Raw genomic sequence first — 19,233 nt, forward strand, 5'->3', positions numbered from 1 at the left:
GCGTCCCACGCGGCCGCTTTTGAAAGATCAGGAAGGAAGATGACTATGCAGATGACTCAAAGAACAGCAAAGATCTATCAGTTTCCGGTGCGCGGACGGACGAATTCCGGAAACGCCCGCAGCGATGTGCGCGTACAGGCTAACCGCACGGTCGCCGATGCGCCCGTTATCGTCTATGGCGGCGGCTGGTATCACGACGCCGCCATCGAGGATTCCCGCCGCCCGGGCAAGCATTGATGCCGGACGGTTCGACAGCGCCGCGATCGGCGGCGCGACGCAAAGTCTGAAGGGGCCGACGTTTCGACGTACGGCCCTTTTTCTTTTGATTTTTCAGGCGCCGAAGATCGACCAGCCCATGCGGCGCGTCAGGATCTCAAGCGCGATCCGGCCAAGATGCGAATTCCCCGCGGCGTCGAGCCCCGGCGCCCAGACCGCGATGGACGCCTTGTCCGGCACGATCGCGAGAATGCCTCCGCCGACGCCACTCTTTCCGGGTAGGCCAACGCGATAGGCGAACTCGCCCGAGCCGTCATAATGTCCGCAGGTCAGCATCAGCGCGTTGATGCGCCGCGCGCGGTCGAGCGACACGACGCTGTGCCCCGTCGTCGGGTTGCGCCCGCCATGCGCAAGAAAACGGCCGGCGGTCGCGAGCTGGATGCAGCTCATGGCGATCGCGCAGTGGTGAAAATAGACGCCAAGCGTGAAGTCGACCGGATTTTCCAGATTGCCGAACGAGCGCATGTAATTCGCAAGCGCCGCGTTGCGAAAACCCCAGCGCTGCTCGGAGCCGGCGATGCCGTGGTCGATCGAGATCGACACGTCATCGGCCAGGAACTGCATGAAGCGTAGAATCTCGCCCAGCGCCTCGCGCGGCTGGTGGCCAGACAGGATCACGTCGGTCACCGCGAGCGCGCCGGCGTTGATGAAAGGGTTGCGCGGCACGCCCTGCTCGCGCTCGAGCTGGACGATCGAGTTGAACGGGCTGCCCGAAGGCTCCTTGCCGACGCGCCGCCACAGCCTGTCGCCGACCTTGCCGAGCGCGAGCGTCAGGGTGAAGACCTTAGATACGCTCTGGATTGAGAACGGCGTGTCGGCGTCGCCGCCAGTGAACACCTTGCCCTCGGCGTCGATGACCGCGATGCCAAAGGCGTTCGGGTCCACGCGCGCGAGTTCGGGAATGTATTTCGCGACCTCGCCACGGTCGGGCCGCTCCTTCATTTCGGCGGCGATCTCGGCCACGACGGTCTTCAGATCGGGCATCGGCAAGACTCGGGCGCTGGAGTTCGCAGGCTGATCCGTTTGGGCCCGACATGGCCTCCGGGGTCAAGCCGGCGAAAGGAAGCGGGGCGGAAGGTGTGACAGGAGCCACGGCCCGCCATTGAGCAAGCTGTTCCGCCCGCATCTCCTTGCCGATCCCCCAAACCCCTGATATCGCGCGGCCATGACCGCGGCGCCCCAGACCAACATTCGCAACTTCTCGATCGTCGCGCATATCGACCACGGGAAATCGACCCTCGCCGACCGGCTGATCCAGCAGACCGGCGGCCTGCAGGCCCGCGAGATGACGGAGCAGGTGCTCGACTCGATGGACATCGAGAAGGAGCGCGGCATCACCATCAAGGCGCAGACCGTGCGCCTGACCTACAAGGCCGAGGATGGCGAGACCTACATCCTCAACCTGATGGACACGCCGGGCCATGTCGACTTCGCCTACGAGGTCTCGCGCAGCCTCGCCGCCTGCGAGGGCTCGCTGCTGGTCGTCGACGCGTCGCAGGGCGTCGAGGCGCAGACCCTCGCCAACGTCTACCAGGCGCTCGACAATGGCCACGAGATCGTGCCGGTCCTCAACAAGATCGACCTGCCCGCCGCCGAGCCAGAGCGCGTGAAGGAGCAGATCGAGGAGGTGATCGGCCTCGACGCCTCCAACGCGGTGCCGATCTCCGCCAAATCCGGCCTCGGCATCGACCTCGTGCTGGAGGCGATCGTCAAGCGCCTGCCGCCGCCGAAGGGCGACCGCGCCGCGCCGCTCAAGGCCATGCTCGTCGACAGCTGGTACGACACCTATCTCGGCGTCGTCGTGCTGGTGCGCATCGTCGACGGCGTGCTGAAGAAGGGCATGAAGATCCGCCTGATGGGCACGGGCGCGGTCTACGACGTCGACAAGGTCGGCGTGTTCACGCCGAAGATGACGGATCTAGGCGAACTCGGCGTCGGCGAGATCGGCTTCCTCACCGGCTCGATCAAGGAGGTGGCGGACACCCGCGTCGGCGACACGATTACCGAGGACAAGCGCCAGACCAAGGAGATGCTGCCGGGCTTCCGCCCCGCGCAGCCCGTGGTGTTCTGCGGCCTGTTTCCCGTCGACGCCGCCGATTTCGACGATCTGCGCGCTGCGATGGGCAAGCTGCGCCTCAACGACGCCAGCTTCTCCTTCGAAATGGAGAGCTCGGCGGCGCTCGGCTTCGGCTTCCGCTGCGGCTTCCTCGGCCTGCTGCACCTCGAGATCATCCAGGAGCGGCTGGAGCGCGAGTTCAACCTCGACCTGATCGCGACCGCGCCTTCGGTCGTCTACAAGATCAAGCTGACGGACGGCTCCGAGATCGAGTTGCACAATCCGGCCGATCTGCCGGACGTCATGAAGATCGTGGAGATCGAGGAGCCCTGGATCCGGGCGACGATCCTCACGCCCGACGATTATCTCGGCTCGGTTCTGAAGCTCTGCCAGGACCGCCGTGGCCTGCAGATCGACCTCTCCTACGTCGGCAAGCGCGCCATGGTGGTCTACGACCTGCCGCTGAACGAGGTGGTGTTCGACTTCTACGACCGGCTGAAGTCGATTTCGAAGGGCTACGCCTCGTTCGACTACGCCATCACCGACTACCGCGTCGGCGACCTCGTGAAGATGTCGATCCTCGTCAACGCCGAACCGGTCGACGCGCTCTCCATGCTCGTCCACCGCACCCGAGCCGAGGCCCGCGGCCGGGTGATGTGCGAAAAGCTCAAGGAGCTGATCCCGCCGCATCTGTTCGTCATTCCGGTGCAGGCGGCGATCGGCGGCAAGATTATCGCCCGCGAGACCATCCGGGCGCTGCGCAAGGACGTGACCGCCAAGTGCTATGGCGGCGACGCCAGCCGCAAGCGCAAGCTGCTCGACAAGCAGAAGGCCGGCAAGAAGAAGCTCCGCCAGTTCGGCCGCGTTGAGATCCCTCAGGAAGCCTTCATCGCCGCCCTGAAGATGGACGAATAGGCTCGACTTACCCGAAGGCGACCTCGAGGCGCCGTCCGGCGCGCGACAATACCCGGCAGGATCTCGTCGGGCCGTCCGCGTCGAGCGCAAGAACGAACGACGCGGGCAGTCCTTCCGCGCTGAGCACTTCGAGATTCGCGCCGTTATTCGACAGCCCGCGAACGGTGCAGTCGATCGCCGGGACGCCTTCGACGACGATGCGGCCGCGCTTCGCGACCGAGCGTTGGGTCTGGCCGGGCAGACAGTCCGGCGCCGTCTCGCAACGGTCGCGGCCTTTCGCCTTGGCGCGGTAAAGCGCCTCGTCGGCCCGACGAAGCAGGTTGTCCAGGTCGCTTGCGCCTGCGCGCGTCGAGGCGACGCCGAAGCTGGCCGAGATATGGAAACGCCCTCGCCCGCTTCCGAAGCTCTGCGCGCCGAGCGCCCGCCTGAGACGCTCCGCCACGTCGCGGGCGGCGGCCGCTCCGGTATGCGGCAACAGCACCGCGAACTCCTCACCGCCGAGCCGCGCGATGCTGTCGGAGTTCCTCAGCTCGGCCTTGCAGGCGTCGACGCTCCTCACCAGCACGTCGTCGCCCGCGGCGTGGCCGTGCGTGTCGTTGATCGACTTGAAGTAGTCGAGATCAAACGTCAGTAAAGCGAGCTCCCGTCTGTAGCGGCGGGACAGGCTGAGTTCGCGCGCCGCCAGATCCCGGAAGGCCCTGCGCGATAGCGCACCCGTCAGCGGATCCGTGTCTGCGAGCTGGCGAAGCTGCAGCTGGCCGACGACGATGTCCGAGAGATCCACGAGCATGTCGATCTCCTCCGCGCTCAGAGAACGCGGCTCTCGGTCCATCACGCAGAGCGCGCCGAGAATGTAGCCTTCAGGCGTGCGCAACGGCGCTCCCGCGTAGAACCGGATGAAGGGTTCGCCCGTCACCAGCGGAAGGGAGGCGTAAGCGGGGTCGGCGCGCGCGTCGGGAACGACGAGCGGCGTGGCCTGGCGGATGGTGACGTCGCAGAAGGCCTCGCTGCGCGGCGTCTCCGAGAACGACAACCCCTGCTTCGACTTGAACCACTGCCGATGCCCGTCGAGCAAAGAGACGGTGACGAAGGACGCCCGGAACATCTTCTGCGCGAGCCGCGTGATACGATCGAAGGACTGCTCGGCCGGCGTATCCATGACGTCGTAGCGCAGCAGCGCGCCGAGCCGCGCGTCCTCGCTCGCAGCTGAAGGCGCCGGGCATACAACGCTCATCGGCCTCTTCTCCCAGGGCCGCTTTATGACTGGCCGCGTCTCCCCCGAAGTCCTGTATGAGGTCGGATGTCCTTACAGAAAGTTTCTGGGAAAGGCTGCGGCCGCCTTCGCACCGGTCATCGAAGGGGCTGCGACGGCTCGAGGAATTCGCGAAGCCGCGCGTCGATCCCGCCCGCCTTCAATTCGCACTCCCAGATCGTGAGCGTCTCCCAGCCTAGGGACGCGAGTTCGCTCCTGACGCGGGCGTCCCGGGCGATGTTTCGCCCGATCTTCGCCGTCCAATATTCCGCATTCGCCTTCGGCATGCGCGCGCCGCGGGCGCAATCGTGGCCGTGCCAGAAGCAGCCGTGAACGAAGATCGCCTTCTTCCGGGAAGGGAAGACGAGGTCGGGACTGCCGGGCAGGTCCTTGCGGTGCAGACGGAAGCGATAGCCCAGAGCGTGAGCCGCCCGACGCACGATCATTTCAGGCTTGGTGTCGCGACTCTTGACGGCGCGCATCACGGCCGAGCGCGCCTCCTGCGTCTCCGCCCTCATCCGGCCTTCAGCGCCAGCGCATCCCGCCCCAGCAGCGGCTCTATCAGGTGTTCGGCGAGGAATCGCACGACCGGCGCCGCGACGCCGTCGCCCGCGAGCCGGTAGCCGTCATTGTAGTTCGCGGGGAGCTGGTAATCGTCGGGCAGTCCCATCAGCCGGGCGGCCTCTCGCGCCGACATCAGCCGCGTGCGGACGGCGGCGCCGTCGATGACGATCAGCGTCTGCCGACTGGAGCCGCCGGCCGGCGTCCGCAAGCAGCCTGCGATCCCGTCGAAACGGGCTTCGGCGCGCTGGATCTTGCGGCCATCCGGCCCGATCCGCATCCGCTTGTAGACGGTCCCGACCCGGCGCTCCCCCGACAGGCAGGCCGCAGCGATCCGTGCGCGGTGAAGCGGCGCCATCATCGCGAGCAGCGCTTCGGTCTCTGGCGCGCTCCGCCAGCGGACGTCGGCGGGCTCGTCCTCCACGATATCCGCGAGCGTCGCGACGTTCCTCCGGGGCGCGGGCGCCGTGATCCAGACCCACGCTTTGCGCGCTTCCGCGCCGAGCCGCGCGTGGGCGGCGACGAGCGCCTTCGGATGCCAGAGAGCCGAAGGACTGTGACTCACGAAGCCTTCGGGCGGGACGACATCGCGAGCGAAGGCGAGGATGAACAGACGCGGGCGCGACTGCGGCACGAACAAAGCCGCGTCGACGACCATCGCGCCGAAGCGGTAGCCGGCCTCGGCGAGCGCCGAGCCGATCGCCGCAAAATCCTGTCCGCCATGCGAGGTCAGTGTTCCGCAGACGTTTTCGAGCACCAGCGTTTTTGGCGCACGCTCTTCCCGCCTGAGAGCGAGGATCGCAGCCCAAAAACCCCAGAAGGCGCCGGAGCGGGCGCCCGACAGGCCCGCGCCGCGCCCCGCCAGCGACAGGTCCTGACACGGAAACGAGCCCCAGGCGAGATCGGCCCGCCCGGGCAACATCGCGGACGTCACGTCGTGCACGTCGCCGAGGAACAGCTCCTCGCCGCCCCAGTTGGCGCGGTAGGCCGCAGCCTTCTTCGGGCTGAGATCGTTGGCGAAAGCGCAGGTCCAGCCCGCTCCCAAGCCCGCTCGCGCCATGCCGCCGCCGGCGAAGAACTCATAGAAGGTGAGGGTCACCGGCTTGATCGCTGTTTCGCGGGAGGCGTTCAGCCGAACCGGCTCAGGCCACCGCGGTCGTGGTGTCGACGACCGGCGCTTCCGGCGCATTCTTCTTGATCGACTCGATGGCCTTCAGCGCGGACGCCTTGGCCTCGTAGCCTTCGGACGCGAACATCGGCTCGCCGTTCGAGGCGACAAAGCGGAACCGGAACTCGCCCTTCTTGTCCTTGTAGACTTCGAACTTGTGCATCGAATGACCTCCCAAGACGACACAGTCCACGATCACAGAAGGCTAGCCCGATTCGGCGTCTCTCCAAGAGATCCTGCAGCCGAAGCGGGGGACAGATCTCCGCTTCAATGGAAGTCGCGCGAGCGCGGCAGGATGCGCACGTCGCGCGGGTGGATGCGCGGGGCCTGCGCGCGATCCTGCGGATGCAGGATCTCGTCGGCGCGCGAAAGCTGGGGCTTCAACTCCCGCTCCGATAGGCGCTGGAGCTCGGGCGTGCGATCCACCAGCCGCTCGGCCACGAGATGCACGACGCCTTCCGGGCTCCGCTGAGCGCGCCCCTGCACCTCGAGGAGCCGCGCGCCCATCACCTCCCTTCGGAAGCGCGCCAGGACTGCTGGCCAGACGACCGCGTTCGTAACGCCGGTCTCGTCGGCGATGGTGATGAACACCACGCCCTTGGCGCTCCCCGGCTTCTGACGCACCAGGACGACGCCAGCGGCCTTCAGCCTTCGTCCGTCGGACGCGTTGCGCACCGCCTCGCAGGAGACGGCGCCCTCGCCCGAAAGCAGCCCGCGGAGGAACTGCACGGGATGGCCCTTCAGCGACAGCCGCGTGGTCTGATAATCGGCCACCACATGCTCTGAGAGGCTCATCGCCGGCAGAGCCGTGGCCCGCTCGGCCGCGAGGTCGGCGGCGTCCGCCGCCTCGAACAGCGGCAGCGCTATGTCGTCCGGCAACCGACGCACATCCCAGAGCGCCGCGCGCCGGTCGAGCTCCATCGAGCGGAAGGCGTCGGCGTCCGCGAGCTTGACGAGCGCCGCCTTGGGCAGGCCCGTGCGTCGGCGCAGTTCTTCGACCGATCCAAAAGCCGATGCGCTCAACAAGACGGACCGCGGTTCTTCCCCGTCCCCCCTGGCGGGCGCGGAGGGTTTCACCTCTACCTGCTCACGGGCTTCGACCAGCGCTTCCGCCCATTCCTGCTTGAACCCGTCGATCTGACGGAAGCCGAGCCTCAACCGCAGCGCCCCGTCCGGCCGCTTCTCCAGCGTGTTGTCCCAGAAGCTGACCGCGACGTCAGGCCCGCGCACCTCGATCCCATGCTCGCGGGCGTCCCGCACGATCTCGGCCGGGGCATAAAACCCCATGGGCTGCGAATTCAGCAGCGCGCAGGCGAAGGCCGCGGGATGTCGGCATTTGAGATAGGACGAGACGTAGACGAGTTTTGCGAAGCTCGCGGCGTGGCTCTCAGGAAAGCCGTATGAGCCGAACCCCTCGATCTGCTTAAAGCAGCGCTTGGCGAATTCCGGATCGTAACCGCGCTCGATCATGCGGCCGACCATCTTGTCGAAAAACTTGTCGACCCCGCCGACATGCCGGAACGTCGCCATCGAGCGGCGCAGCCCGTTGGCCTCCTCCCCCGAGAACTTCGCCGCCACCATGGCGATGCGCATAGCCTGCTCCTGGAACAGCGGCACGCCGAGCGTCTTCTCGAGGACGTTCTTCAGCTCGTCCGGGTCGTGCGGCGGTCCCGGGCTGGGATACCGGACCAGCCCAGGGTTCTGGCGGGCCTTGAGATAGGGATGCACCATGTCGCCCTGGATCGGGCCAGGCCGCACGATCGCCACCTCGACGACAAGATCATAGAAGGTCTTGGGCTTCAGCCGCGGCAGCATGTTCATCTGCGCGCGGCTCTCGACCTGGAACACGCCGAGAGAATCGCCGCGTGAGAGCATCGCGTAGACGTCCTGCTGCTCGGTCGCGACAGTCGCAAGCTCGAGGTTTTCGCCGTCGTGAAGGCGCAGAAGATCGAAGGCCTTGCGGATGCAGGTCAGCATGCCAAGCGCGAGCACGTCGACCTTGATCATCCTCACGGCGTCGATGTCGTCCTTGTCCCACTCGATGAAGGAGCGGTCTGGCATCGCCGCCGGGCCGACGGGCACGCTTTCGTCGAGCCGGTCGTCGGTCAGCACGAAGCCGCCGACATGCTGCGACAGGTGGCGGGGAAAGCCGACGAGCTCTGACGCGAGCGCGACCGCGCGGCCGAGATAAGGATTTGCGGGATCGAGCCCGGCCTGGCGCACATGGACCTCGTCGAGTCCCGCGCCCCAGCTGCCCCATACCGTGTTCGCCAGCGCAGCGGTGGTGTCCTCGCTCAGGCCGAACACCTTGCCGACCTCACGGATCGCGCTGCGCGGCTTGTAGTGGATCACGGTCGCCGCCAGCGCCGCCCGTTCGCGGCCATAGCGCTGGTAGATGTGCTGGATCACGTCTTCACGCCGCTCGTGCTCGAAGTCGATATCGATGTCGGGCGGCTCGGAACGCTCCTTGGACAGGAAGCGCTCGAACAGCACGTCGGCTTCCGCCGGATCGACCGCGGTGACGCCGAGCACGTAGCAGACCGCGGAATTCGCCGCCGAGCCGCGGCCCTGGCACAGAATGCCCCTGGACCGTGCGAACGCGACGATGTCGTGGACGGTCAGGAAGTAATGCGCGTAATTCTCGCGCTTGATGAAGGCCAATTCCTTGGCGATGAGCTTCTCGACCTTCCGCGGCGCGCCCTGCGGATAAAAGCGCGCCATTCCTTCGCGGACGAGCTCGCGCAGATGACCGTGCGCGGTCTTGCCCGGCGGCACAGGCTCGTGCGGGTAGTTATAGCGCAGGTCCTCAAGGCTGAAGACGATGCGCTCGGCGAAGCGTGCGGTCTCCGTCACAGCTTCTGGGGCGTCCTTGAACAGGCGCTCCATTTCCTGGCCGCCCATCAGGCGCCGCTCGGCGTTCGCCTCCAGCCTGCGGCCGGCTTGCTCCAGCGTAACGCCTTCGCGGATGCAGGTGAGGACGTCCTGCAGCGGGCGACGGTCGGGCGTGTGATAGAGCGGCTCGTTGGTCGCGAGTAGCGGTACGCCGATGCGGGCGGCGAGACGCTTCAGCCGGCCGAGGCGCCTGATGTCGTCGCCTCGCCGCGGCATGGAAGCGCCGAGCCAGACCGCGCCCGGTCGCGCCTGCGTCAGTTTTTCGAGCGCTTCCTGCGTCTCCGCGTCCGGCCCCGCCGGCGGCATGACGATGGCGCACAGGCCTTCGCTCCATTCGAGCAGATCTTCGAAGCGCAGCCGGCAGTCGCCCTTTTCCGCACGCCCCTTGCCGATGCTGAGCAGCCGGCAGAGCCGCCCCCAGGCGTCGCGATCGCGGGGGTGGACGACGATGTCCGGCGCGCCGTCCTCGAAGACGAGGCGTGCGCCTGAGATCAGCTTCACCGGGTTCGGCAAATCCGGGTTCTTCAGCGTCGAATAGGCTCGCACCACGCCGGCCACGCTGTTGCGGTCGGCGATCCCAAGCGCTGGCAAGCCGAGAAAGGAGGCCGCCGCGACATATTCCTCCGGCCGCGAGCCCGAGCGCAGAAAGGAGAAGGCGGTCGTCGCCGCAAGCTCGACAAAGCCGCTGGCCCCGTCCGCATTCACGCGAATAGCCCGTGCAGATACCAGCGAGGATGGCGGACCTCGCGGACGAACAGGCCGTCCCGGAACAGCCAGAAGCGCGCGCCCGCCTCGTCCTCGACGCGGAAATAGTCCCGCGTCAGCGGCGCCTCGTCCACCCGCCACCATTCGAGCGCGACGCGCTCTGGTCCCTCGGCGCGGGCGACGCGATGAACCGCGCGACGCCACACGAAGCGGATCGGCGGCCCGTCCGGAACCTCCGCCAGCACATCGACAGCTTCCGGCCGCGCGAACAGGCGCAAGGGCCGGCGCGGCGGCTCGCCTTCCGGCCGTAGCGGCGCCCAGACCACGGCGCGGGAACCTTGCGCGGACGAGAGCTCGGCTTCCGCCTCGGGCCGGTGCGCATCGCGCGCAAAGGCGCGCAGCACGCGGCCTCTTCCCTCACGGGCGGAAAGCCGGTCGACAAGTTCGTCGAGATCGCGCGCCGCAATCTCGCGCTCGTCGGCGCGGAAATCCCGCTCTTCGGGCAAAAGCGGCTCCGCCTCGGGCGCGGAGAGGCGGATCATGTCGAAGCCGAAGCCCGGATCGAGGGGGTCGGCCAGCGCGTCGATCCGTTCGCGGAACAGGCGGAGCAGCAGGTCGGGATCACGCGTCGGGGCGCCGAGGCCGATCGCGATCCGCGCAACGCCGCCGTCGGTGCGGAAGAAGGCGGCTTCGGCACGCCGGATTCCCTCACCCGAGAGCTCCAGCCTGCGGCCAAGCGAAAGCCCAAGCGCGCGCAACACGGCGAGCGCGGCTTCCGTCTGCGCAAGCGGTTCGGCGAAGCGGCGCTCGACCATGCGCGACGGCGCGGGCCGGCGCGGCGAGATCGGCGGGTCGATGGTCCCGAGCGTCTCGTCCAGCCGCGTCACGAGGCTCGCGCCGAAGCGGGCGGCGAGTTCGGTCCGGCCACGGGCCGCGACCGCCGCCACCGTCCGGAGACCGGCCCGCGTCAGCCCGAGCCTTGCGTCGTCGGGAATCCGCAACGCTCCGATCGGGAGTTCGCCGACGCGCGCAGCCTCCTCGCCCAATGCGGCGACCCCGCCTGGGGTGAACCAAGCGAGCGCGCGGGCGGTCCCCATCGTGCCCGCGACAGCCACGCGGGCGCAAAAACCCTGGGCGGCGAGCCGGGTCACGAGATCGTCCGCCAGCGCCTTCTCGCCGCCGAAGAAATGCGCGCAGCCCGTGACGTCGAGCGCCAGGCCCGCCGGCCCGTCGAGCCCGACGAGGGGGGTGTAGCGGTCGCACCAGTCGGCGATGGCGTCGAGCGCGCTCGCGTCCCCATGCTCGTCGGCGGGCTCGACGCGAAGTTCTGGACAGATCCCGCGCGCTTCGCCAAGCGCGGCACCCGCCTGGCAGCCCGCGGCGACCGCCCGCGCGTCGACGGCGGTCAGCCGCAGCAGCCCGCGGACATTGCTGACGACGCCGAGCGGGCGGTCATCCGGCGCGGCGGAGCGGGACCGTTCCCGCCGCCTGATCCTGTCGATCGCGAGGCTCGGCAGCGCGATCGCCAGGATTCGGCGACCAGGCGTCGCGGGAGCTGACACCTGCTCCATCACCTGCGAGGAGGCGAAAAGCCCGCTCATCGCCGGAAAAGCCGAGCGGCCAGCGCCCAAGCGCTCCGAGCCGGTTGCGCGCCAACTCTACGAGCGCCCGCGGCCCGCCCCAATCGACCTCGCGGGCTGCGGAAGCGAGCGGCGCGATGCGCCAGCGCGTTTCGGCCGCGACAAGCCCGGCAGGCATCTGCCCCCTCGCCTCGAAGCGCAGCATCAGCGCGAGTGCGCCGGAGCGGCCAGCAGCCAGCGCCAGCCGGCGCCCCGCAACCCTGTCGAAACGACCGAGCGCGCCATAGGGCTCGATCAGAACCGCCGCGAGGCCGCGGCAGGAGAGCGCCGTCTCCGCGGCCTTCAGGGCGGCCTCCGCATCCGTCGCGCGCACGAAGACGATCCGTCCGGGGTCGAGGCCGATCTCGCTCAATCCCGGCGCCCAGGGTTCGCCGTGTTCGACGCCCGCCATGTCCTGTCTGACCCACAGCACCGTCCTCCCCGTTCCCGCCGCAAGCCCCGCAAGCGCCGCCGCAAATCCGGTTGCGGCCCCGACACCGGCGGCCGAGGCGGCGGCCACGGCATGGAGCGCGCCGCGCCTCAGGCCCCCGCCCAACACCTCGTCCACCGCGCTGATGCCGAAGGCGACGCGCCCGGTTCGCCGCTTCTGGCCGGCCGCCTCCGCCTCGATGCGACTGACGGCCGCCCGAAGCCCGTCCAGCGTCTCCGCCGCAAGCGCCATCAGGTCTGCATCCACTTAAAAGTTCCTGTTTTGTTCTTATAGGAAACCGGCCCAAAGTGAGTCAAGGCGCCGCAGAGCGGAGGAGCCTCGTCGAATTTAGAATGCCGAATGGGCGGTCGCTAAAGCGCGAAATCTCGAAACTCGGCCGCCATTAACACGGCGACGGTTTCGGACTTTCAGAACCGGTCGGCGTCCGGCTCGGCTTTCAGCAGCGTACCAATCAGCCGCCACATCGCCTGATGCTCGGGACCGTTGCGACCGAGCGTCAGGAACACGCCTAGACCCATATCGGAGACGTGCCCTCCGGAAGCGACGTTCCCGGTATGCCGAACGAACACCTCATTATCCGCATTGCGGAGCAGATCCCAGCGGTCACCATTTTCGCTGATGTAGAGGTTTCTTCCGCTGCCCGTCATTCCGGCTCCCGTGCTTTACGACGCGAGCTACAGGAGCCCGCGGATCTTCGGCGGGGCCTCGCCCACGAGCGACACGCTTAGTCCGGCGTCGAGGCTTTACGCCTCTACCGTCTTCTTGGCGGCGGCGCGTTTGGTCGCGGGCTTGGCGGCCGCAGATTTTGCCGCCTTCGTAGCCTTCGGAACGATCGGTGGAGCGGCGGCGAGATCTTCCGCTTCCTTGGCAAGCCGGGCGGCGCGCAGACGCGCGGTCTTGGCGTCGCGCTGGGCGATCTCACCATCGATGATCGCGCGGGCGGCCCGGGTGGTCGCGTCGCCCTTAGCTTCGGGCTTGAACGCGGTTTCTTTGGTCAGCTTCTGCATAACACTGTCCCTCAAGCCTCCGGTCCGCTTAAGGCGCGCCGGGGCGGATGACGCTGGAACACGCGACCAAGAAAAAAGGCCGGGCCATAAGCCCGACCTCCTCCTTCCGCCTTTTCAGGCTCGCGCCAGTACATCCGTGGTCGCGAAGCCCTCTCAGGCGGCGCTCCAATTACGCGGCCTGGATGTTCTCAGCCGCGCTCTTGCCGGAGCGCTTGTCCTTGACGATCTCGAAGCTGAGCTTCTGGCCTTCCACGATGGTGTGGAGACCCGAACGCTCGACGGCCGAGATGTGGACGAACACATCGGTGGAGCCGTCCTCGGGGGCGATGAAGCCATAACCCTTCTGGACGTTGAAGAACTTGACGGTGCCAGTCGGCATGTCGGTTTCCTTAGCAAAACAAATATAGATAGTCGCCCCGGCAATACGCCAGGACGACGCGCTGATATCGAAGTTGCGAGGAAATTCGTTTATGCGCCTGGACGCGCAACAAAGTTCAACGACCAAAATCGACAGCGCTTATATACCTGATTACGTTCCTGTCCGCAAGCCGAGCGGCCAAGACCATTGAGAATTCAAGCCGGATCGCCGCCCCAACGCGCAGACGCTCGTCGCCTTTCGCGTCCGGGAGCGCCGTCCAGAGCGTCCTTCGGCCTTGCAAATCACGACCGCCCGGACTAGAAGGCGGCCGCAACGCGTGGGGTCCTCCGGTCTCCGCGCCGTCCGGTTTTGAACGACAATTTTGACGCGAGGCGCCGCTGGACACGGCCGGCGTCTTGGGGATTTGAGCCATGAAGATCCGCAACTCGCTGAAGTCGCTGCGCAATCGTCACCGCGACAACCGCATCGTGCGCCGCAAGGGCCGCGTCTACATCATCAACAAGACGCAGAAGCGCTACAAGGCCCGCCAGGGCTGAGGCGACTTCCCGCCGACGGCTCCTCGTCGGCGGTCGCGCTTTCATAAGGCCGCGCGTCGTTTGACGCGGGGCCTTTGGGCGCTACTCTCGGCCGCATGATCCGGAACGGACTGGCCGCTCTCCTTCTCGTCTTCGCCGCCGCCCCGGCGACGGCCCAGCAGCCGGCGCCGCCCATGGCGGCCGAACCCGCGCCGCCGGCAGCCGCCCCGAGCGAGCCCGACGCGCGCGCCAAGGCGGTCGGCGAACTGCTCGGCCAACTCTCCAAGGCGCAGGATCCTGCGCTCGCCAAGCGCCTCGCCGCCGCCGTTCAGGCGCTGTGGCGGCGGTCGGGCAGCGATACGGTTGATCTACTCACCGCCCGCTCCGTAGAAGCCCAGAGAGGGCAGAAGGTCGATGTCGCCATCAAGCTGATGGACGAGGTCGTCAGCCTCCAGCCGGACTATGCCGAAGGCTGGAACCGCCGCGCCACGCTGCACTACATGGCGAAGGACTATGACGAGGCGATGATCGACATCCGTGAAACGTTGGCGCTTGAGCCTCGCCACTTCGTCGCGTGGCTCGCGCTCGGCCGGATTCTAAAGGAATCCGACCTTGAGGCGAAAGCGCTGGCGGCGTTCCGCAAGGCTCTTGCGATCAACCCATGGATCGAGGGTCTCAAGCGCGAGGTCGATGAGCTGGCGCTGAAGGTCGAAGGTCAGCCGATCTGATGCGGCCTGTTCTTTGGAGCGTAGTCGCCGCGCTGGCGCTCGTCGGCGCGCTCGCCTTTGTGGGCGTCGTGCAGGCGGCGCGGAAGGCCCCGATCGAGGAGACCGGCCGCTACGTCGCCGTGAAGGGCGGCCGGCTCTACGTGGTCGAACTCGGCCCAGCCGATCGCGCGCCTTCAGGTCCGCCGCTGCTCCTGCTGCACGGCGCGAGCGGCAATCTCGGCGACCCGCGGGAAGCCATCGGCCGCCGCCTCGCGCTCCGCCATCGCGTTATCCTCGTCGACCGTCCGGGTCACGGCCGCAGCGACCGGCTCGGCGGCCGCGAGATGGCTTCGCCCGCCCGGCAAGGCGACGCCATCGCCGAGGCGCTCGATCAGATGAAGGTCGGGCGAACCGTCGTCGTCGGCCATTCGTGGTCAGGCGCGCTCGCGACCAACCTCGCGCTCGATCACCCCGACCACGTGGCCGGCCTTGTGCTGCTGTCGCCGGCGACCCATCCCTGGCCCGGCGGCGTCGCCTGGTACAACAGCGCTGCGGCGACGCCCGGGCTAGGCTTGCTCTTCGCCGCCACCGTCGCGGCCCCTATCGGACTGGTGACCTTCGACAAGGCCATCGAAGGCGTGTTCGCGCCGCAGAAGCCGCCGCCGAACTATGCCGAGCGCACCCAGTCCAAGCTTCTGCTGCGCCCGGCCGAGTTCCAGGCCAACGCACAGGACTTGGCTGACCTGAAGCCCTTCCTGCAGCGGCAGGCCCCGCGCTACGGCTCTATCCGCGTGCCGACGACGATCATCACCTCGGACAAGGACAACATCGTGTCTCCCGAGCTTCACTCCAAAGCGCTGCACCGCCAAGTCCGTGGGTCGCGATTGGTGGTGCTGAAGGACGCCGGCCACATGCCGCATTGGACGGAGACCAACCGCGTCATCGCTGAGATCGAGGCGGTCGAAGCCCGCGCGCACTGAAGGAGGAGTCGCCGTTGGCGGCTATAATCCTGCGCCGTCAATCCCGACTTATCCCGGAACCTATTGCCGCTGCGCGTCGGAAAACTTGTCGCGCCTCGCCTCTTTGATGGGCTCGGCGGAATGAAGCCCGGCATGCCACTTGGCTTCAGCTGGGATGACGGCCTGAGAATTACGTCCCGCAGGACATCGCGTCGCCCGGGGCTCCAGCTCTACGCGTGCCCCGCCTCAGGCGAGAGCTTCGCCAGATCGATGCCGATTTTCTGCAGCGCCCGCTCATATTTCAGGTCGGGATCGCCACCGAAGACCAGCCCGCGATCCGCCGGGCAGTTCAGCCAGCCATTGGCCTGGATTTCCGTCTCGAGCTGGCCCGGCGCCCAGCCGGCATAGCCGAGCGCGAGCAGCGCCTTTTCCGGGCCTTCGCCGCGCGCGATCGCCTTGAGGATGTCGAGCGTCGCGGTGAGGCAGATGCCGTCATTGATCGAGAGGGTGGAGTCCTCGATCATGAAATCGGCGGAATGCAGCACGAAGCCGCGCCCGGCCTCGACCGGGCCGCCGCGCAGGATCGGGATCGCGCCGGCGCGCTCCGGCAGCCGGATCTCCTCGCCTTCGCTGATCACGTCGAGCTGCACCAGCAGATCGGGAAAGCTGATATGCGGCGCCGGCTTGTTCACGACGATGCCCATCGCGCCTTTCCGAAGAGTGCGCGCAGACGTAGATCACCGTGCGGGCGAAGCGGTCGTCCGCCAGCGTCGGCATGGCGACCAGCACCTGGCCGTCGAGATAGCCCGCGGGGTCGTCCGAGTCGGTCTTGCGAGTTTTGAGCATCGCTGGCATCGCTGCTTAATCTAATCCGCGCCAAGGCTTTTGAAAGGCGGAGCCTACGCGACGAGGCGCCGCTTTGTCGCCGTCGCGCAATAGTGGGTTCAGGCGCGCGCAGCGAAGGCTTATGGTCCGCGCCGATGGTCCGTTTTTGCGCCCTTTCATGGCTGATGCTGGCGGCGGCTCTCGTCCCCGCTGCGGCTGAGCCGGTTTCTCCCTGGGTCGAGGAGACGAGCTCAAAGATCCGTCTGGTCGACGCAGGGCCCGGACCGGCCAAAGCCGAGCGCCTCGCTGGGATCGAGATTGCGCTGGGCGAGGGCTGGAAGACCTATTGGCGCCAGCCCGGCGCGACGGGCGTGCCGCCGCGCTTCGACTTTTCCGGATCGGAGAACGTTGCGGCCGCGGAGGTCGCCTTCCCGACGCCGGAACGGCAGGCGGACGAGGAGGGCGTCACCAACGTCTATCACCACGGCGTCGTCCTTCCCGTGATCGTCCGAGCGAAGGACCCTGCGGCGCCGGTGATCCTCAGGCTCGTCGCCGATTACGGCGTCTGCGAGAAGATCTGCGTACCCGTCCGCGCCGAGACCACGCTGACGTTGAAGGCAACAGGCGCCGCTGCAGGCTCCACCGCGGAAGCGGTTCGAGCGGCGCTCGCCGGGACGCCGAAGCAGGTCTCCTTGGGCGCAAGCGGACCGCTCGCGATCCGTTCGGTCGCCAAGGTGGGCCTGGAGGCGCTCGAGATCGTCGCGACGGCTCCGGCGGGAATGACGGCAGTGCTTTTCGCGGAAGCCGGCGACGGGTCCTACGCGCCTTCTCCCGATTTGCCACAGCGGCGCGGCGACGGCGCGCTGGTCTTCCGGATGGCGCTCGACGAAGCCCAGCCGCCGGCGAGCGGGCTACGCCTGACGCTCGCGGCGGCTGAGGATGCGATCGAATCGGCCGTCTCCCTCGACGAGATCGCCTCCCGGCCTTAAATCTCCGCACGCGGCCGAGATGCGCCGCGCCCCTCCCCCGGAGAGATGGCCATGACGATCAAGGTCGGCGACCGCCTGCCCAACACCACCTTCCGCCGCCTCGGCCCGACGGGGCCCGAGACCTTGATGACCGAGGATCTGTTCGCTGGGAAGAAGGCGGTGTTGTTCGCGGTGCCGGGCGCGTTCACGCCGACCTGCAGCAAAAACCATCTGCCGGGCTATCTCACGAATCTCGACAAACTGACCGATAAGGGCGTGGAGGTGGTGGCCGTCACCGCCGTCAACGACCCCTTCGTCATGGACGCCTGGGCGAACTCCACCGGCGCGAAGGACAAGATCGAGTTCCTCTCCGACGGCAATGCGGATTTCGCGAAGGCGATCGGCCTCGACCTCGACGCCTCGGGCGGCGGGCTCGGCACGCGCTCGAAGCGCTACGCCATGGTGCTGGACGACATGACGATCACCTATCTCGCGGTCGAGGATTCACCGGGGAAAGCGGACCTCTCAAGCGCCGAGAAACTGCTCGAGGCGATCTGATCTCCGGATCGCTTTGCCTGACGTCACATTCTCCCAGCTCCAGGCAATCTGCGCTCACCGACGCCGCGTAGACGGCGTCGGTGGCGCGTTCGCCTTGGCGCGTCACTGGCGCAACTCCAGTCGATCGCCGCGACTTGTCTTGCACCGAACAAATCAGGAACATAAATCAAGAGACCTAGCAGGAAGGCCGTTCTTTGGATATCGCCCGCAAGCTCGCGATTCTCGCCGACGCCGCGAAATACGATGCGTCCTGCGCGTCAAGCGGCACGGACAAGCGGCACTCCGCAGGTCCCAAAGGTCCGGCTGGAATCGGCTCGACCGAAGGCGCCGGGATCTGCCACTCCTATGCGCCGGACGGCCGCTGCATCTCGCTGCTCAAGATATTGCTCACCAACGCCTGCGCATTCGACTGCCTCTATTGTGTGAATCGCACGACAAGCAACGTTCCGCGGGCGCGGTTTACCGTTGAGGAGGTCGTCAAGCTCACGCTCGATTTCTACAAGCGCAACTATATCGAGGGATTGTTTCTGTCGTCGGGCGTTGTCCGCAGTCCGGACTACACGATGGAGCAGGTGGTTCGTGTGGCGAAGACGCTGCGGCTGGAGCATGGCTTTAAGGGCTACATCCACCTCAAGACGATCCCGGACGCTTCTCCGGAGCTGATCGCAGAGGCTGGCCTCTACGCCGACCGGCTGTCGATCAATGTCGAATTGCCCACCGACGCTGGCGTGAAGGCGCTCGCGCCCGAAAAGGACATGCGCGCTGTTCGCCGGACGATGGCCGGGCTTCGGACCCGGATCGAGGAGGCCAAGGCCGAGCGCAAGGCGCCGCGCTTCTCGCCGGCGGGGCAGAGCACCCAGATGATCATCGGCGCGGACGCCTCCGACGACGCGACGATCCTGCAGACCTCCGCCAACCTCTACGGCTCGTACAAGCTAAAGCGGGTCTACTATTCCGCGTTCAGCCCCATCCCCGATGCGAGTTCGCGGCTCCCGCTGAAGGCGCCTCCGTTGGTGAGGGAGCATCGCCTCTACCAAGCGGATTGGCTGATGCGGTTCTACGGCTTCTCGGTCGGCGAGATCGCGGAAGACGGCGGAATGCTGGACCTCGCGATCGATCCGAAGCTCGCCTGGGCGCTCCGGCACCGAGAACGCTTCCCGCTCGACGTCGCCACCGCCTCGCGCGAGGAGCTTTTGCGGGTTCCCGGGCTCGGCAAAACGACTGTCGAGCGCATTTTGTCTTCCCGCCGCTTCCGTGCGATCCGGGCCGAGGACCTCAAGCGGCTGCGGGTCCCGCTCGGCAAGGTTCTGCCGTTCCTGCAGGTCGCCGATCACCGCCCCTCGATCGCGTCGCTCGACAGTGAATTCCTGCGCGAGCGGCTTGCTCCGCAGCCGCGCCAGATGGCGTTCGCTCTGTGAGC

General features: G+C 67.3%; 19 protein-coding genes and 1 pseudogene. 8 read left to right on the plus strand and 12 right to left on the minus strand.

Translation table 11 applies throughout. The features are described 5' to 3' along the window. Window positions 1-39 precede the first annotated feature (39 nt). Window positions 40-237 carry a DUF2735 domain-containing protein gene (locus tag EYR15_RS13220; protein ID WP_131004018.1) on the plus strand — a complete coding sequence of 66 codons (198 nt, stop codon included), beginning with the start codon at window positions 40-42 and terminating at the stop codon, window positions 235-237. 93 nt (window positions 238-330) lie between these two features. Here the strand turns inward: EYR15_RS13220 and EYR15_RS13225 are convergent, their stop codons facing one another. Continuing rightward, entirely contained in the window at window positions 331-1,260 is a 930-nt protein-coding gene (locus EYR15_RS13225) for a glutaminase (RefSeq protein WP_131004019.1), read from the minus strand. Between the two features lie 181 nt (window positions 1,261-1,441). On the opposite strand from EYR15_RS13225, the gene lepA reads away from it, so the two are divergent. Further along, entirely contained in the window at window positions 1,442-3,247 is a 1,806-nt protein-coding gene (lepA, locus tag EYR15_RS13230; protein ID WP_131004020.1) for a translation elongation factor 4, read from the plus strand. 7 nt (window positions 3,248-3,254) lie between these two features. On the opposite strand, the gene EYR15_RS13235 is transcribed toward lepA, so the two are convergent. The 10 genes from EYR15_RS13235 to EYR15_RS13280 form a co-directional block, all read right to left on the minus strand. Then, the gene (locus EYR15_RS13235; protein WP_131004021.1) at window positions 3,255-4,481 is read right to left on the minus strand and encodes a GGDEF domain-containing protein; all 1,227 of its coding nucleotides are present in this window, start codon (window positions 4,479-4,481) and stop codon (window positions 3,255-3,257) included. 116 nt (window positions 4,482-4,597) lie between these two features. Beyond that, window positions 4,598-5,017: a very short patch repair endonuclease gene (locus EYR15_RS13240; protein ID WP_131004022.1), complete on the minus strand. Its 420-nt coding sequence runs from the start codon at window positions 5,015-5,017 to the stop codon at window positions 4,598-4,600. Next, window positions 5,014-6,159, minus strand: coding sequence for a DNA cytosine methyltransferase (locus EYR15_RS13245; protein ID WP_280987319.1), 1,146 nt, complete (start codon window positions 6,157-6,159; stop codon window positions 5,014-5,016). Before EYR15_RS13245 ends, EYR15_RS13240 begins: the two co-directional genes overlap by 4 nt. Before the next feature lie 43 nt (window positions 6,160-6,202). After that, window positions 6,203-6,391 carry a YegP family protein gene (locus EYR15_RS13250; RefSeq protein ID WP_131004024.1) on the minus strand — a complete coding sequence of 63 codons (189 nt, stop codon included), beginning with the start codon at window positions 6,389-6,391 and terminating at the stop codon, window positions 6,203-6,205. A gap of 104 nt (window positions 6,392-6,495) precedes the next feature. Continuing rightward, window positions 6,496-9,825: an error-prone DNA polymerase gene (locus EYR15_RS13255; RefSeq protein WP_131004025.1), complete on the minus strand. Its 3,330-nt coding sequence runs from the start codon at window positions 9,823-9,825 to the stop codon at window positions 6,496-6,498. Then, window positions 9,822-11,387 carry a Y-family DNA polymerase gene (locus tag EYR15_RS13260; RefSeq protein ID WP_417448557.1) on the minus strand — a complete coding sequence of 522 codons (1,566 nt, stop codon included), beginning with the start codon at window positions 11,385-11,387 and terminating at the stop codon, window positions 9,822-9,824. Before EYR15_RS13260 ends, EYR15_RS13255 begins: the two co-directional genes overlap by 4 nt. Further along, on the minus strand, window positions 11,278-12,141 hold the full coding sequence (locus EYR15_RS13265; protein ID WP_131004026.1) for an ImuA family protein: 864 nt from the start codon (window positions 12,139-12,141) through the stop codon (window positions 11,278-11,280). Before EYR15_RS13265 ends, EYR15_RS13260 begins: the two co-directional genes overlap by 110 nt. A 161-nt stretch (window positions 12,142-12,302) precedes the next feature. Further along, on the minus strand, window positions 12,303-12,542 hold the full coding sequence (locus EYR15_RS13270; protein WP_131004027.1) for a hypothetical protein: 240 nt from the start codon (window positions 12,540-12,542) through the stop codon (window positions 12,303-12,305). Window positions 12,543-12,638: 96 nt separating this feature from the next. Further along, window positions 12,639-12,902, minus strand: coding sequence for a hypothetical protein (locus EYR15_RS13275; protein ID WP_131004028.1), 264 nt, complete (start codon window positions 12,900-12,902; stop codon window positions 12,639-12,641). A 169-nt stretch (window positions 12,903-13,071) separates the two neighbouring features. Continuing rightward, window positions 13,072-13,281 carry a cold-shock protein gene (locus EYR15_RS13280; protein ID WP_131004029.1) on the minus strand — a complete coding sequence of 70 codons (210 nt, stop codon included), beginning with the start codon at window positions 13,279-13,281 and terminating at the stop codon, window positions 13,072-13,074. Window positions 13,282-13,691: 410 nt separating this feature from the next. Here EYR15_RS13280 and ykgO point away from each other — a divergent pair, with 410 nt between their 5' ends. From ykgO to EYR15_RS13295, 3 genes are all read left to right on the plus strand, one after another. After that, complete coding sequence (gene ykgO, locus EYR15_RS13285; RefSeq protein ID WP_020186918.1) at window positions 13,692-13,817, plus strand: type B 50S ribosomal protein L36; 126 nt, start codon at window positions 13,692-13,694, stop codon at window positions 13,815-13,817. 173 nt (window positions 13,818-13,990) lie between these two features. After that, window positions 13,991-14,524, plus strand: coding sequence for a tetratricopeptide repeat protein (locus EYR15_RS13290; RefSeq protein WP_245498311.1), 534 nt, complete (start codon window positions 13,991-13,993; stop codon window positions 14,522-14,524). Next, complete coding sequence (locus tag EYR15_RS13295; RefSeq protein WP_131004030.1) at window positions 14,524-15,483, plus strand: alpha/beta fold hydrolase; 960 nt, start codon at window positions 14,524-14,526, stop codon at window positions 15,481-15,483. Before EYR15_RS13290 ends, EYR15_RS13295 begins: the two co-directional genes overlap by 1 nt. 209 nt (window positions 15,484-15,692) lie before the next feature. On the opposite strand, the pseudogene EYR15_RS13300 reads toward EYR15_RS13295, so the two are convergent. Further along, window positions 15,693-16,317: pseudogene (locus EYR15_RS13300) on the minus strand (YqgE/AlgH family protein). 125 nt (window positions 16,318-16,442) lie between these two features. Between EYR15_RS13300 and EYR15_RS13305 the strand changes: the two are divergent. The 3 genes from EYR15_RS13305 (at window position 16,443) to EYR15_RS13315 (ending at window position 19,231) form a co-directional block, all read left to right on the plus strand. Then, the gene (locus tag EYR15_RS13305) at window positions 16,443-17,276 is read left to right on the plus strand and encodes a protein-disulfide reductase DsbD domain-containing protein (protein ID WP_131004031.1); all 834 of its coding nucleotides are present in this window, start codon (window positions 16,443-16,445) and stop codon (window positions 17,274-17,276) included. A 51-nt stretch (window positions 17,277-17,327) separates the two neighbouring features. Next, complete coding sequence (locus tag EYR15_RS13310) at window positions 17,328-17,813, plus strand: peroxiredoxin (RefSeq protein ID WP_131004032.1); 486 nt, start codon at window positions 17,328-17,330, stop codon at window positions 17,811-17,813. A 194-nt stretch (window positions 17,814-18,007) separates the two neighbouring features. Further along, a complete protein-coding gene (locus EYR15_RS13315; RefSeq protein ID WP_131004033.1) occupies window positions 18,008-19,231 on the plus strand; it encodes a putative DNA modification/repair radical SAM protein in 1,224 nt (407 codons plus the stop codon). Window positions 19,232-19,233 lie beyond the last annotated feature (2 nt).

Source organism: Hansschlegelia quercus, assembly GCF_004310425.1.
Taxonomy (GTDB): Bacteria; Pseudomonadota; Alphaproteobacteria; order Rhizobiales; family Methylopilaceae; genus Methylopila; species Methylopila quercus.